The sequence below is a fragment of the Pseudomonas sp. LB3P81 genome (assembly GCF_054897965.1).
On record NZ_JBUBVG010000001.1, the window covers coordinates 4882612 to 4896383 of the forward strand.

General features: G+C 56.3%; 13 protein-coding genes. 5 read left to right on the forward strand and 8 right to left on the reverse strand.

The genetic code is table 11. From position 1 onward, the window contains the following. Positions 1 to 44 precede the first annotated feature (44 nt). The 7 genes from ACYZTL_RS22680 to ACYZTL_RS22710 form a co-directional block, all read right to left on the reverse strand. On the reverse strand, positions 45 to 1034 hold the full coding sequence (locus ACYZTL_RS22680; RefSeq protein ID WP_461953619.1) for a hypothetical protein: 990 nt from the start codon (positions 1032 to 1034) through the stop codon (positions 45 to 47). A gap of 319 nt (positions 1035 to 1353) precedes the next feature. Continuing rightward, entirely contained in the window at positions 1354 to 2067 is a 714-nt protein-coding gene (locus ACYZTL_RS22685) for an HNH endonuclease (protein ID WP_461953620.1), read from the reverse strand. 110 nt (positions 2068 to 2177) lie between these two features. After that, positions 2178 to 2711 carry a BRO-N domain-containing protein gene (locus ACYZTL_RS22690; RefSeq protein WP_461953621.1) on the reverse strand — a complete coding sequence of 178 codons (534 nt, stop codon included), beginning with the start codon at positions 2709 to 2711 and terminating at the stop codon, positions 2178 to 2180. A 407-nt stretch (positions 2712 to 3118) separates the two neighbouring features. After that, a complete protein-coding gene (locus ACYZTL_RS22695; RefSeq protein ID WP_461953622.1) occupies positions 3119 to 4369 on the reverse strand; it encodes a ribonucleotide-diphosphate reductase subunit beta in 1251 nt (416 codons plus the stop codon). A gap of 515 nt (positions 4370 to 4884) precedes the next feature. Beyond that, a complete protein-coding gene (locus ACYZTL_RS22700) occupies positions 4885 to 5142 on the reverse strand; it encodes a hypothetical protein (protein ID WP_461953623.1) in 258 nt (85 codons plus the stop codon). A 218-nt stretch (positions 5143 to 5360) separates the two neighbouring features. Continuing rightward, positions 5361 to 6913, reverse strand: a protein-coding gene (locus ACYZTL_RS22705) for an IS3 family transposase (RefSeq protein ID WP_461950368.1) whose coding sequence is annotated in 2 segments (ribosomal slippage) — positions 5361 to 6451 and positions 6451 to 6913 — 1554 coding nt in all. Because the reading frame shifts where the segments join, the coding sequence is not laid out codon by codon here. An 88-nt stretch (positions 6914 to 7001) separates the two neighbouring features. Continuing rightward, on the reverse strand, positions 7002 to 7265 hold the full coding sequence (locus ACYZTL_RS22710; protein WP_461953624.1) for a DUF2790 domain-containing protein: 264 nt from the start codon (positions 7263 to 7265) through the stop codon (positions 7002 to 7004). A gap of 473 nt (positions 7266 to 7738) precedes the next feature. Between ACYZTL_RS22710 and acs the strand changes: the two genes are divergently transcribed. Then, positions 7739 to 9694 carry an acetate--CoA ligase gene (gene acs, locus ACYZTL_RS22715; protein ID WP_461953625.1) on the forward strand — a complete coding sequence of 652 codons (1956 nt, stop codon included), beginning with the start codon at positions 7739 to 7741 and terminating at the stop codon, positions 9692 to 9694. 364 nt (positions 9695 to 10058) lie between these two features. Here acs and ACYZTL_RS22720 read toward each other — a convergent pair whose 3' ends face one another. Next, positions 10059 to 11087: an IS110 family RNA-guided transposase gene (locus tag ACYZTL_RS22720; protein WP_461950982.1), complete on the reverse strand. Its 1029-nt coding sequence runs from the start codon at positions 11085 to 11087 to the stop codon at positions 10059 to 10061. 166 nt (positions 11088 to 11253) lie between these two features. On the opposite strand from ACYZTL_RS22720, the gene tnpB reads away from it, so the two are divergent. From tnpB to ACYZTL_RS22740, 4 genes are all read left to right on the forward strand, one after another. After that, a complete protein-coding gene (gene tnpB / locus ACYZTL_RS22725) occupies positions 11254 to 11613 on the forward strand; it encodes an IS66 family insertion sequence element accessory protein TnpB (RefSeq protein ID WP_461953626.1) in 360 nt (119 codons plus the stop codon). Positions 11614 to 11640: 27 nt separating this feature from the next. Further along, the gene (locus ACYZTL_RS22730) at positions 11641 to 11871 is read left to right on the forward strand and encodes a hypothetical protein (protein ID WP_461953627.1); all 231 of its coding nucleotides are present in this window, start codon (positions 11641 to 11643) and stop codon (positions 11869 to 11871) included. Positions 11872 to 11908: 37 nt separating this feature from the next. Then, positions 11909 to 12289, forward strand: a complete 381-nt coding sequence (locus ACYZTL_RS22735; RefSeq protein WP_009043509.1) for a hypothetical protein — start codon at positions 11909 to 11911, stop codon at positions 12287 to 12289. A gap of 681 nt (positions 12290 to 12970) precedes the next feature. Further along, entirely contained in the window at positions 12971 to 13744 is a 774-nt protein-coding gene (locus ACYZTL_RS22740; protein WP_461953628.1) for an ABC transporter substrate-binding protein, read from the forward strand. The last annotated feature ends 28 nt before the right edge of the window (positions 13745 to 13772 follow it).

The window sequence follows — 13772 nt, forward strand, 5'->3', positions numbered from 1 at the left end:
ACAGGGTTTTATTAAAAGCGACATCCAGCATGATGAACCGATGACTATTTGCCCACCAACCCTGGCGCTTCCCGAATAATGAAGTGATCCAGGTTCTCGATATTCGCACTGAACACCCCGAACGTCTGCTCGGGGTTTTTCTTGCTCGGCACCTGCTTCAACTCCGGCGCCACGCCATAAAAGAAGCAATACAACTCCGCTTCACTGTCGATGGCATGCTTGATCTCTTCCAGAAACGCTTTGCGCTTGCGGTAGTTCTCGATCAACTTCTTGCTCAGGTAAACGTTGACCGAATAAGGCTTCTTCTTCGCCTCATCCGCCTGCTTGAACCAGACCTTCTGCTCGAAATCGATGCGAAAGCTCTGCGTGTAATCTTTGATCTCCTTGATCTTGCCCCAGTAAATCAGCCCCTTGTTGTCCGTCAGGTATTCGATCTTCTTGAAGAACGACCCATAAGGCGCCGTGTGCTCGCCAATCTTCAGCGGCATGCGCTTGAGCAGGTCCTTGTCCTCGAAGTTCGACACGAAACACTCCACCGGGTGGGCGAAGATACTTGTCTTGTCCGGCGCGGATTCGTGGCTTGGGTGCTCGGTATCGTTGAGCTTTGAAAGAGGTTTCGGATCGTCCCGCTCCACATCCGCCGCCAGCGCCGGGTTCGACGGCTTACGCACATACTGACGCCGAGTCAGCAACAACTCCGACGGGAAATGTTCCTCGCGACTGTCATCCGTTTCCGCACCGTCCGCGTCCACACCCGACGTGGGCGCCTTGAGACTGACATAAGGACAATCCGCCACATGCCTAGTGCTCGGCGTGTTCTTGAAGTGCGGGGTGCGAACGTAATTCACGTTCTTGGCGTTGAACGTCGTCAACACATTCGCCGCATCGAACGCCGCCCTGCATGCGTCATTGGGGCATTGGAAGTGTTCCTTGGCGGAATCGAACTCCATCGTCTCGTCGAAATTCAAATCGCGCACGTCATAGATCGACAACTTGTCGTCGAGGCTGAGGCAGTAGGCGAGGTCGAATTTCATGGCAGGCTCGGGTCCTTGAGTGGGGAAGGGTATTAATAGCGGGAGGCGGGGCGGGTTGCACTGACTGTTTTCAACACACCGCAAAACCAGCGGCAGCACACCAAACCTGTGGGAGCGAGCCTGCTCGCGAATCCCAACATTACCTCATCAACCAAGCCCGGCATCCAACCTGTGGCGAGGGGATTTATCCCCGTTGGGTCGCGAAGCGGCCCCAAAACCAGCAAGCGCGGTAAGCCAGAAATAATGAGTTGTTCGCTTGGCGACTGCTCCGCAGCCGAACGGGGGTAAACCCCCTCGCCACAGATCTCATTTAGCCCAATTACTCGGTTTCCAACCGTTCTACCTTCTCATAAAGCGAAGCAGTGAATTCTTCCCTGTCGCTCGAATGGTGACAACGCCGATGACAGTTCGGGCACAAGGCCACAGCATTGCTCGGACGATCCGAACCTTCCTGCGCCAAATGCTTAACGTGATGAACCTCAAGAAACGGCCGGCCATCCTTTTCAAAAGGAGCTGGCTCGCCACAGCCTTCGCATCTACCTTCAGCCTGCTGGCGAACCCAAGCTCTTACCTCGGGATCGCGAACATAAGATTTTCCGCTGGACTGCGTCTGCTCGGGTCTCTCAATTCCTTTTGGCACATCTTTAAGCGGTTGCCGCTCAAGTTTGGCAGCTCGTTTCTCCAGTGTTGCCTCGTCCGCCGTCGGGGCAAAATCCTCAGGTGTCAAAGTGACTGGAGCGTTGAGCGCTTGTCGAATGCTGCGCGCAACATTAGCGCCGACATTCTTGGCAGGTTTGTATCCTTTAATGCGATCCCGACCCAACTCGACCAAAACGGTAGAGATGTTTTGCATCCGAAACTCCACCGATCCTTTAGTCCGACCGGCTAAGGCTCCCTCGCGCAGGATGCGATTTTCCTCAGTCTTAATGAATTTCAGACCGGCCTGCTCGCGTGACAGCATATTGAGATAGGCATCGACCGCAGCCTGAATCTCTACGTCACTCCAATCGCTGTTGCTCTTTTCCGTATCCATACAATCGCCGAGGGTTGAAAACCCTCGGACGATACTGAGTGGCCATCACAGCTGTCTACGAAAATTCCTACAGAAAACATCGACGCTTCTTTCAGTCGATCCTACGAAGGCTAACCCACTGAATGCTTTGAAGACTGAAGCGCATCCAAAGCCTTCCGCCACCAAGGCTTAACCGCTGGCACGCGCCGGCGTGTGCGACCTAGCAACACATAAGGCATATCTCGCAACCGAATCCAGCCTTCATCCTGCCAATGCAGCAGACTTAGAGACATCTCAGGCCAGTCCAACAAACTCAACATCGGCCGATCCGAATTCTTCGATTGCCCCGCATCGCGCAATGCCGGCACCACTTGATGAGTCAACCATTCACGCAGCAACCGATTCCCCGGCGCGTAGTGATACACCAACAACGCATACGCGCCGGACTCACTGAGCATCAACCGCTGTTCAGGTTGGCCGTTGTAGTCAATCAACAACGTATGCCGCTGATCCTCATCCAGTTTGCTGACCACGCGATCACTCAGATGGAAACCCATTAGGCGACCGAGATCGCGGGCACAGAACCATGGTTGGTTTTCTAGAAGGAGGGCGTGGAGGTGGAGGTTGTGGCGTGTGAAACGCGTTGGAATGAACGGGTCAGGCATGACCGACCTCCGAGACGGAGGAAGAGTGGAGTGGTCTTTGTGTCGGCATATCCATTACCTCTACGTATGAATTTTGAGAGGGGCAAAACCCGACGTAGAGGACTTAAGGAAATCCCAACAAGCATTCTCTTCAAACACAAGGTCGTGCGTATGTCTTTGAGACATGCGCGATCACTGTGTGATTGAGTAGCTTCTACGTTGGGCGTTTCTTAGGCACCTGCAATGGAGCTTAGAAGTGCTTTAATTTTTCATCAATGCAGAAGGATCTGGATTTGCTGTAGGAGTTTTAGCGGTGAGCGTCGAGACCAGTAAGAGTTTTCCTACCCAATAAAAAGCCCCGATCAGATCGGGGCTTTTAGTATTTCGATTTGTCGATTTACATCGTCAAATCACGGCGAGTTCGGGAATCAATCCCAGCTCAACGCCCCACCAGTCTGATACTCAATAACCCGAGTCTCAAAGAAATTCTTCTCTTTCTTCAAGTCCATAATCTCGCTCATCCAAGGGAACGGGTTAGTCGTCCCTGGGTATTCTTCCTTCAAACCGATCTGCGACAGGCGACGGTTGGCGATGAATTTGAGGTAGTCCTCCATCATCGCGGCGTTCATACCCAGTACACCGCGCGGCATGGTGTCGCGGGCGTATTCGATTTCGAGTTGAGTGCCTTGCAGAATCATCTGCGAAGCCTCTTCCTTCATCTCAGCATCCCACAAGTGCGGGTTTTCGATTTTGATCTGGTTGATCACGTCGATGCCGAAGTTCAGGTGCATGGATTCGTCGCGCAGGATGTATTGGAACTGCTCGGCGACGCCGGTCATTTTGTTGCGGCGGCCCATGGAGAGGATTTGGGTGAAGCCGCAGTAGAAGAAGATGCCTTCCAGAACGCAGTAGTAAGCGATCAGGTTGCGCAGCAGCTCTTTGTCGGTTTCGACGGTGCCGGTTTCGAACTTCGGATCGGAGATCGAGCGGGTGTATTTGAGGCCCCAGGTGGCTTTTTTCGCGACCGATGGGATCTCGTGGTACATGTTGAAGATCTCGCCTTCATCCATGGCCAGCGATTCGATGCAGTACTGGTAGGCGTGGGTGTGGATCGCCTCTTCGAAGGCCTGGCGCAGGATGTACTGGCGGCATTCCGGGTTGGTGATCAGGCGGTACACGGCCAGGACGAGGTTGTTGGCAACCAGGGAGTCGGCGGTGGAGAAGAAGCCGAGGTTGCGCATGACGATGCGGCGCTCGTCGTCGGTCAGGCCTTCCGGGTCTTTCCAGAGGGCGATGTCGGCGGTCATGTTGACTTCTTGCGGCATCCAGTGGTTTGCGCAGCCGTCCAGGTATTTCTGCCAGGCCCAGTCGTACTTGAAGGGTACGAGTTGGTTGAGGTCGGCGCGGCAGTTGATCATGCGCTTTTCGTCGACGGCGACGCGGGCGGAGGTGCCTTCAAGTTCGGCGAGGCCTTCGGCGATGTCGAGGTTGTCCAGGGCAGCCTTGGCGCGAGCGATGGCGGCGGAGTCGGACGCGGTTACAGCGCGAGCTTCTTGAGCGGCAACACCACCAGCGGTGTCGAGGCGGTCCATGTTGGCTTCAGTCGCGTGGCCGGCGTTGGCGCCTTTTACCACGGTCTCGCCGCTGTCTTCTTTGTCGAATTCGTCCCAGCTCAGCATGACGTGTCGTCTCCTGCGTGAGGGCCAGATGCCCGTGTGAAAACTGATTGGTTTTTTTCACACGACCGGTCTGGCCGCGTTGGATAGCGTTTTTTGCAGCGGTACACGCAGGCAAATAAACATAATTTTGTACGGGGTTCCGAGAGCCGCTGACGGCGCTGTAGTCGGTGAAGACTTCGGCCTGGGCTTCGGACTGGCTGTCATCCCTGTAAGGGAATATTGCAGGCCCGTTTAAGCCGGCATTATAGGGAAATTTTTGCGGCCGTGGTGGGGCGAATCCGCGCATGGAGCGGTCGAGAAGGAGGGTTTTTCGGTCGGAGCGAGGGTTTACAGGGCTTTGGCTGGAGGTCGCGGGTGCAGATTTTTTTTCATAAATTTTAGCGGGTAATTTTTTTGTTCAAAAAACAGCCAAAAAACCGCGTTTTTCACTACATGTTGTGTTTTGAGTCGGTTTTCGATGGCTCCAGACACAACTAAGCCCGGCCGAAGTCGGGCTGTAAAGTCACGCTCGATGATCAGCTGAGGCGAGCTGCACCGACGTGATCTGCACCATCGGCGGCGACTTTGGCTGCACCTGTGTGATCGGAGCCGTCAGCAGCGACTTTGGCGGCGCCAGTGTGATCAAAACCATCGGAAGCGAGTTTGCCTGCACCGATGTGATCGGCGCCATCGGCGGCGAAGGAGGCCGAGCCGGTGTGGTCGTAACCGTCGGCTGCGAAGGTGTTGGCGGCCAGGACAGACAGGGTCAGGGCGAGAATCAGTTTGGTTTTCATGGTCGTTGCTCCAGGTTCGTTTGGCGTTGTGTGCCTTGGTGTGGAATTCATACTACGCCGACAAATTTGATTAAAAAGCGCAAATAAACGCTTAAAGCTATCGTATGCGTCGATCTATTCGGTTCGGCGCTTCATCTGCCTTGAATCGCGGGCGGGTGGGTCGAACCGTTAAGAGGGAAGCGGCGTTTTTCAAGGTAGTTGTCGCGTCAACCGTCTAACTATGCCGCTCTTTTCTCGACCTGTTGCTCTCGATCCGGGTTCAACAGCACGGTGCCGATCGGCTCCCAGTTACGTGTGCAACCCGACCACCGTTCCGGCTTTTTCTCTTTGGCTCGTTCGTACAGCTCATGTCGCCGGGCCAAGACCTGATGGTCCAGTCCTCGATGCCGCTCAGCCGGTGTGACGAACCGGATACGGCTATGCCGGTGTTCGTTGTTGTACCAGCGCATGAAATCCCTCACCCAAGCTCGTGCGGCGTCCAGACTGGCAAAGCCATGCTGCGGCCATTGCGGGCAGTACTTCAGTGTTCTAAACAGCGACTCCGAGTAGGGATTGTCGTTGCTCACCCGCGGTCGGCCCCGCGAGGGCGTGATGCCCAGTTCGTACATCTTGCTCAACAGCGTCACCGATTTCATCGGCGCTCCGTTGTCCGAGTGCAGCACCAGCGGTTCGTGTAAACACTGCTCGCCGATCACGCTGCGTTGCAGCAGCGCGGCGGCTTTCTCGCCGCTTTCCGCGTCGTAGACCTCCCAGCCCACGGCCTTGCGGCTGTAAATATCCTCGATCAGATAGAGGTAGTAATACTTGCCGCGTATCGGCGACGGCAGATACGTGATGTCCCATGACCACACCTGATTGGGCGCTTCAGCCGCATGCGTCGTTGGGGCCGCGTGCCGCCTGGGGCGCTGGCTACGACCTCGATGCTGCTGTTGACCCGCCGCACGCAAGACGCGATAAAACGTTGCCTCCGACGCCAGATAGCGCCCTTGATCGGCCAGGCGCGGCACGATCTGGCTCGGCGGCAGATGGGCGTACTCCAGGCTGTTGCACAGCGTCACAATGGTCTGTCGCTCAGCCTCGTTTAGTGCATTTCGCGGCGTTGGCCGTGTGACAGTCGTTCGGGCATCGGCCTGGATAACGTCTGTTTCAGTCCACCGTTGCAAAGTCCGCAGCGATAGACCGATTTCCAGGCAGGCCCTGATTTTTCTGGCTCCCGCCGCGACCGCGTTGCTCAGCCAGTCCACGAGTAACTGCCGTTCTGGCAAAGACGTCAGTTGTCCTCGTTGTCGGTCCCCCAGTAGTCGTTGAGCTTTTTTCGCAGCACCAACAACGCCGCTGTTTCAGCGAGCGCCTTGTCTTTGCGGCGCAGTTCGCGCTCAAGTTCCTGGATGCGTTTCTTATCTTTGCGAGACTGCTCCCGATCTTCTTTTTGCTGGGCCTTTTCCGATTTCTGGCCGGTGATGAAGGCTTGTCGCCAGGCAGTGATTTGCTCGGGGTAAAGGCCTTTGCGGCGGCAATACTCGCCCAGGTCGATCTCGGACAAACCGGCCGCTTCAAGGACGACAGCAAACTTGGTTTCGGCTGACCAGTTCTGAGCCGATTGCTTGTTTTCGGACACTGCACTTCCTTCAGAACTGAGCTGCTTGCGCCAGTTGGACAAAGACATTTCGCTGACCCCTTCGCGCCGGGAAACCTCGGCCATCGACAGGTTCAGTGGGGGAAGCAGCATCTTGAGTAATGCGGCTCTGCGTTCAGGTGAATAGTACGGCACGACCAGTCTCTTTCCGCCCCCGATATGCTTTTTTAGGAAAAACCGGAGAGGCGACAACTATCCTGACACCGGGGGGAAGTGCGGGTGATTAGCTGTTGGAGCAGCCGTTACCCATGACGCTGTAGCGCAGAATGTGGCGTTGGCCTTTGGAGTCGTCGTATTCCATTTTCATGGGGACAACTTCGCACACATTGGGGATTTCACTCATGGAGACAACTTTGGCGATGTCCAGGTGAGTGGAGTAAGTGTATTCCTCGATGGCTGGTTGTTGCTGTGCGACATCAGTCGGGACCTCGTCTGCCATGGCGGTTGCGCACAGGCTGGAGAGGGCCAGAACTAATAAAGCTTTCATTTCAGTTTTACCTTTTAGAGGTCGAGTGGGGGCACGCAACCGTTTTGGGGTTGCGTGTGGAACTGGGTTACCGGTTTTTTGATTAACTGCCTTCGTGGGGGCTGCAACTTGGTTAATCAGGGTTTGCCTTGTTGGCGAGGCTGATTTTAGGCGTGGGGGTTGCATTCATATAGGTGGGGTTTTGATAAACACCTTTGACAGATTTCGTAACAATCCCCGAAAAGCCGCATGTTCGCGCTCGACGTAGGAGCTGCCGAAGGCTGCGATCTTTTGATCTTTGGTGATTTTAAAATCAAAAGATCGCAGCCTTCGGCAGCTCCTACAGGGGGCGGAAATAACCGGGATTGAGCGTGTTTTCAGGTATTCACGACATTTTTTAGGTGCTTGTTACTACCATCGTCGAATGGTTCTATAGGGCCGGCCCGGCTACAACGTGGTCATACAAAAATAACTATTCCACCGAGGTAAGAAAGATGAGTGCGGCTTCTCTGTATCCCGTTCGTCCCGAGGTAGCGGCCAACACGCTGACCGACGAGGCAACCTACAAAGCCATGTACCAGCAGTCGGTCGTCAACCCTGACGGCTTCTGGCGCGAGCAAGCCAAGCGCCTCGACTGGATCAAGCCTTTCACCACGGTGAAGCAGACGTCCTTCGACGATCACCATGTCGACATCAAATGGTTCGCCGACGGCACGCTGAACGTTTCCTACAACTGCCTCGACCGTCATCTGGCCGAGCGCGGCGATCAAGTCGCAATCATTTGGGAAGGGGATGACCCTTCCGAGAGCCGCAACATCACCTACCGCGAGCTGCATGAACAAGTCTGCAAGTTCGCCAACGCCTTGCGCGGCCAGGATGTGCATCGCGGCGACGTGGTGACTATCTATATGCCGATGATCCCCGAAGCCGTGGTCGCCATGCTGGCCTGCGCCCGGATCGGCGCGATTCACTCGGTGGTGTTCGGTGGTTTCTCGCCGGAAGCCCTGGCCGGTCGCATCATCGACTGCCGCTCGAAAGTGGTGATCACCGCTGACGAAGGCATTCGTGCCGGCAAGAAAATCCCGCTCAAGTCCAATGTCGACGACGCGCTGACCAACCCGGAAACCAGCAGCATCCAGAAAGTCATCGTGTGCAAACGCACCGGTGGCGACATCAAGTGGAACCAGCATCGCGACATCTGGTTTGAAGACCTGATGAAAGTGGCGGGCAGTGTCTGCGCGCCGAAAGAGATGGGCGCTGAAGAAGCGCTGTTCATCCTTTACACCTCGGGTTCCACCGGCAAGCCGAAGGGCGTGCAACACACCACCGGCGGTTATCTGCTTTACGCCGCGATGACCCATGAGCGCGTGTTCGACTACCGCCCGGGCGAAATCTACTGGTGCACCGCCGACGTCGGCTGGGTCACCGGCCACACTTACATCGTCTACGGCCCGCTGGCCAACGGCGCGACCACCGTGCTGTTCGAAGGCGTGCCGAACTATCCGGACATCACTCGGGTGGCGAAGATCGTCGACAAGCACAAGGTCAACATCCTCTACACCGCGCCCACCGCGATCCGCGCGATGATGGCGTCGGGCAAAGCCGCTGTTGAAGGCGCTGACGGCAGCAGCCTGCGTCTGCTGGGTTCGGTCGGTGAGCCGATCAACCCGGAAGCGTGGGATTGGTACTACAAGAACGTCGGTCAATCCCGTTGCCCGATCGTCGATACCTGGTGGCAGACCGAAACCGGCGGCAACATGATGAGCCCGCTGCCGGGCGCTCACGGCCTCAAGCCGGGTTCGGCGGCACGACCGTTCTTCGGTGTGGTGCCGGCACTGGTGGATAACCTGGGCAACATCCTCGAAGGCGTTGCCGAGGGCAACCTGGTGATTCTCGATTCGTGGCCAGGCCAGGCGCGCACGCTGTATGGCGACCATGATCGCTTCGTCGACACCTACTTCAAGACCTTCCGTGGCATGTACTTCACCGGTGACGGTGCGCGTCGTGACGAGGACGGTTACTACTGGATCACCGGGCGCGTGGATGACGTGCTCAACGTGTCCGGCCACCGCATGGGCACCGCCGAGATCGAGAGCGCGATGGTTGCGCACCCGAAAGTCGCCGAGGCGGCCGTGGTCGGTGTGCCGCACGACATCAAGGGGCAGGGCATTTATGTCTACGTCACCCTGATCGCTGGCGAAGAGACGAGCGAGCAGTTGCGCCTGGAACTGAAGAATTGGGTGCGTAAAGAGATCGGCCCGATTGCTTCGCCGGATGTGATTCAGTGGGCGCCGGGGCTGCCGAAGACCCGTTCGGGCAAGATCATGCGCCGGATTCTGCGCAAGATTGCGACCGCTGAATATGATGGGTTGGGGGATATTTCGACCCTGGCGGATCCGGGTGTGGTGCAGCATTTGATTGATACGCATAAGACGATGAATGTTGCGTAAGTAGCGATTCTTGAGTCATCGAAGCCCTGCCAGGTGTTGAGTCTGGTGGGGCTTTTTATTGCCTGAGGTTTTTGTGTTGTCTGTTCTGGCCTCTTCGCGAGCAGGCTCGCTCCTACATCTATGGTTACCCCCTTTTCTGCAATACTGTTTTTGATACGTGTTTGGCTTGCTTTCATCTATCCGGCGTCTGAGTGGGGGGGTGTCCCCGCGCCTCGATGAGAATCGATGCCCAACGACCCTAATTAGTGGAACGGCCTTTCAGCCGTGTAGGAGCCCAGGGTTGTCGTCAGGCCGGTTGGCCGTTCACGTCATCAGTTATCCAGCATCGCAAAACCAGGTGGGTGGTGCTCGGGTGACAGCGGGGTCAGGCGTTCATCGCGGCTGGCCCCGCATCGAATTCAGTGTGGTGGGCTGCAATCGCCCAAGCGATTCGGGCCAGCTTGTTGGCCAACGCACAGACCACAAGGTTGGAGTGATGGCGGGACGCCAAGAGCTGGCGGACCCAGTCCGCCAAAGCGCCTTTTTGTCGATCCAGCTGTATCAAGTACACGCGGGCGCACTGGATGAGCAGGCGTCGCTGGTTTCGATCGCCACGTTTGCTGATACCCAGCAGCACGGTTTTGTCGCCCGTGGAATGTTGTTTGGGCACCAATCCGATGGAGGCCGCATAGCCGCGCCCGCATTTGAACTGCTTGCCATCACCGAGCTCGGCAGCCAGGGCGCTGGAGGTGATCGGGCCGACACACGGCATGGTCATCAAACGCGCCGCCAGATCATCTTCAGCGGCCTGGCATTCCACGTCTTTATCCAGCGCTTTGACCTGCCCATCCAGGTAATTGAAGTGCCCATGCAGCAGCATCAGATTTTTCTTGATGCGTTCAGAAAATGAACTCACCTCAAGCAACGCTGGAAGCTCTTTGATGGCTTTGAAGCCGGCGGCGAGACTGACGCCCACCTCCAGCAGGGCGGCGTGAATCCGATTGACGGTCGCCGTGCGGTCTTTAATGAACGACTCACGTAGCGAATTGGCCATGGCCAGCGCCTGCTGGGCTTGGGTTTTGGGTGGTACAAAACGCATCGTGGGCCGGGTCGCCGCCTCGCAGATCGCTTCGGCATCAGCGAAGTCGTTTTTGTTGCTTTTTACGTAAGGACGCACCAGATGAGGGGCAATGAGCTTGGGTGTATGCCCGAGCCTGGCGACCTCTTGCGCCATGAAGTGGGCGCCGCCACAGGCTTCCATCACGACGGTGCAGGGCGCGAGATTTGCGAGGTGCTGCGTGAGCGCCACCCGCGTAAATTTTTTACGGTAAAGCTCATGGCCGCGATCATCTTGCGCATGCAGGTGAAAGGTATGTTTTCCCAGGTCGATGGCGGCGATAGCTACGTTGTTCATGGCAATGATCTCCGATGAGCCCCCTGTGAAGGTTAGTGGGCGATCACAGGGGGCGGTGGGGGTAGCCATTTCATTAGTGAATCTCCGTAACCGCTCCACAAACTACACCTTCAAATGAACCGATAGCTCGTCGATGCTGTGCTCCCAATTTTTCTGGTGCCAGCCCATGATGCGTCCCGACCCCAAGGTCAAAGCCGTTTACCTCTACCCCAAACCGGTCGATTTCCGGAAATCCATCAATGGCCTGGCGGCTTTGGTCGAGTTGGATATCAAGGTCGCGGTGTTCGACCCGGTGTTGTTTGTCTTCCTCAATCGCACGCGCAACCAAGTGAAAATTCTGTATTGGCACCGCAACGGCTTCTGTTTGTGGCTCAAGCGCCTGGAGGCTGAGCGCTTCAAGACCAAGCCGGATGCGGATGACAAAGCCATCGAGCTGACGGTGCGGGAGTTGAACCTCCTACTGGAGGGAATCGACCTCTGGGGCAATCAACCTCACAAGGTGCTGACACCACGCTTCGTCACCTGAGCCGGTATAATCCACGGCATGATTTCCGTGCCCGAAACCCTTCCTGACGACCCTATTTTGCTGAAACAGCTTTTTCTGTCGCTGCATGAGCAGATGTTTTCGAAGGACAAGGAAATGTCTGCCAAGGATGAGCAGATCGAGCGTCTATGGGCGCATCGTTCGAGGGTTCTGACGACGATCAGACGCTTGATGCCAAAAAGAGGCGGAGAGTTGATTCTGGCAAGCGATGAGCAGACATTTTTTTGCGATTTACTCTGATACGCTGCTGAAACACTCGTTTACAGGAGTTGTTCGTATGATTGGCAAGTTAATTTCGACGGGTTTCAGTTTGGCCACCTTGCCCGCCCGCCTGACTTTTCGCAGCGTCCGCGCCTTGGCCATGACGCCTGCCGAAGCCAGCCGCCTGCTGGCGGACATGCGTCAGGCATCGGATCAGGCGGTGCAGGAACTCCAGGGGCTGTTGGCCAACGTCGATGCGGACATGACCCACAAAACGGCGCACCTCAGTGCTGCCGACAAGCGCCTGGCAGCCGAACTGGCCCTGCACGCCGCCGAACAACACCTGAACATGGCCGCGATCAACATTCTGCGGGCCGTCTGGCTGACGCTTCACTCGACGCCGAACTTGCCGCCAAGCGAGCTTGATAAGCGGCTTGAACAGACACGTAACGACTAACAGACCGTCCGGCGGATCGGTCGATCCGAGCGAGAAATGGAGGCTCAGCATCCTTGAATCGGCGCTTCATGTGCAGGTGGGGTTTATGGAGCGCTTACGAATCTCCGGCGAATATGGAATTTGTGCCCGACTCAAATCCAAATGTAGAGCGAGCCTGCTCGCGAAGGCGTCCTGTCAGGCACCAACTAAACAACTGCCAATAATTATCGGCTTCATCCGTAGGCCATTTCCCGCTGTTACCCGCCACCCTTCAAGTAACTGAATGTGTAACCGCTCAATCCGATCCGGGGCGATGGGAAACGCAAACCCCCGCATCAGCGCAGCAATATGACCCGCCAGAAATAAGAACCCACGCTACGCTTGCCGGATTAGAAGGCTTTGCCAATAATAGGCCCGCAATTTGCAATATAGATCGGTTCACTGTCTTTTGCTCTTGCATGAAATTGCAAGGCTGTCAACGTGCTCGAGCGGCTTTCTCGGTGCTTCTGTAATTTGTTGTCGCATTGAAGAAATATCGGCTTCGGGCCTGTCGTTAGAATGCCGATCACTCGCTCGTCGTTGCCTGTGTTGAAAATTCGCACATGCACTGTAGGACGCAGCAACGCTTTCCGGTTCCACTCATTCGCATATTGGGCTGTCGCTCACTCTGCCGTTTTAGCCCTTTACCGATGGAGTCCCAAGATGAAGAAACTCGTGCTGCTTGGCGCCCTGGCACTGTCCGTGCTGTCCCTGCCAACCTTCGCCGATGAAAAGCCTCTGAAAGTTGGTATCGAAGCGGCTTACCCTCCGTTCGCTTCCAAAGCGCCGGACGGCAGCATCGTTGGTTTCGACTACGACATCGGCAACGCTCTGTGCGAAGAGATGAAGGTCAAGTGCGTGTGGGTCGAGCAAGAGTTCGACGGTCTGATCCCGGCACTCAAAGTGCGCAAGATCGACGCGATCCTGTCGTCCATGTCGATCACTGAAGATCGCAAGAAGTCCGTGGACTTCACCAACAAGTATTACAACACCCCGGCCCGCCTGGTCATGAAGGCCGGCACTCAAGTCAGCGAAGGCCTGACCGAGCTGAAGGGCAAGAACATCGGCGTGCAACGTGGTTCGATCCACGAGCGTTTCGCCCGCGAAGTCCTGGCCCCGCTGGGTGCAGAGGTCAAGCCGTACGGTTCGCAGAACGAAATCTACCTCGACGTCGCTGCCGGTCGCCTCGACGGCACCGTGGCAGACGCTACGCTGCTGGATGACGGTTTCCTGAAAACCGACGCCGGTAAAGGTTTTGCTTTTGTTGGCCCGGCCTTCACCGACGTCAAATACTTCGGCGACGGCGTGGGTATCGCGGTTCGCAAGGGTGACGCGCTGAAAGACAAGATCAACACCGCGATCGCCGCCATTCGCGAGAACGGCAAATACAAGCAAATCCAGGACAAATACTTCGCCTTCGATATCTACGGCAAGTAACACGTCCCGGCGACAAGTCCGAAATGGC

Coding starts and splice junctions, on each gene's coding strand:
- ACYZTL_RS22680 (WP_461953619.1), bottom strand. CDS start 1,034: ATGAAATTCGACCTCGCCTACTGCCTCAGCCTCGACGACAAGTTGTCG.
- ACYZTL_RS22685 (WP_461953620.1), bottom strand. CDS start 2,067: ATGGATACGGAAAAGAGCAACAGCGATTGGAGTGACGTAGAGATTCAG.
- ACYZTL_RS22690 (WP_461953621.1), bottom strand. CDS start 2,711: ATGCCTGACCCGTTCATTCCAACGCGTTTCACACGCCACAACCTCCAC.
- ACYZTL_RS22695 (WP_461953622.1), bottom strand. CDS start 4,369: ATGCTGAGCTGGGACGAATTCGACAAAGAAGACAGCGGCGAGACCGTG.
- ACYZTL_RS22700 (WP_461953623.1), bottom strand. CDS start 5,142: ATGAAAACCAAACTGATTCTCGCCCTGACCCTGTCTGTCCTGGCCGCC.
- ACYZTL_RS22710 (WP_461953624.1), bottom strand. CDS start 7,265: ATGAAAGCTTTATTAGTTCTGGCCCTCTCCAGCCTGTGCGCAACCGCC.
- acs (WP_461953625.1), top strand. CDS start 7,739: ATGAGTGCGGCTTCTCTGTATCCCGTTCGTCCCGAGGTAGCGGCCAAC.
- ACYZTL_RS22720 (WP_461950982.1), bottom strand. CDS start 11,087: ATGAACAACGTAGCTATCGCCGCCATCGACCTGGGAAAACATACCTTT.
- tnpB (WP_461953626.1), top strand. CDS start 11,254: ATGATGCGTCCCGACCCCAAGGTCAAAGCCGTTTACCTCTACCCCAAA.
- ACYZTL_RS22735 (WP_009043509.1), top strand. CDS start 11,909: ATGATTGGCAAGTTAATTTCGACGGGTTTCAGTTTGGCCACCTTGCCC.
- ACYZTL_RS22740 (WP_461953628.1), top strand. CDS start 12,971: ATGAAGAAACTCGTGCTGCTTGGCGCCCTGGCACTGTCCGTGCTGTCC.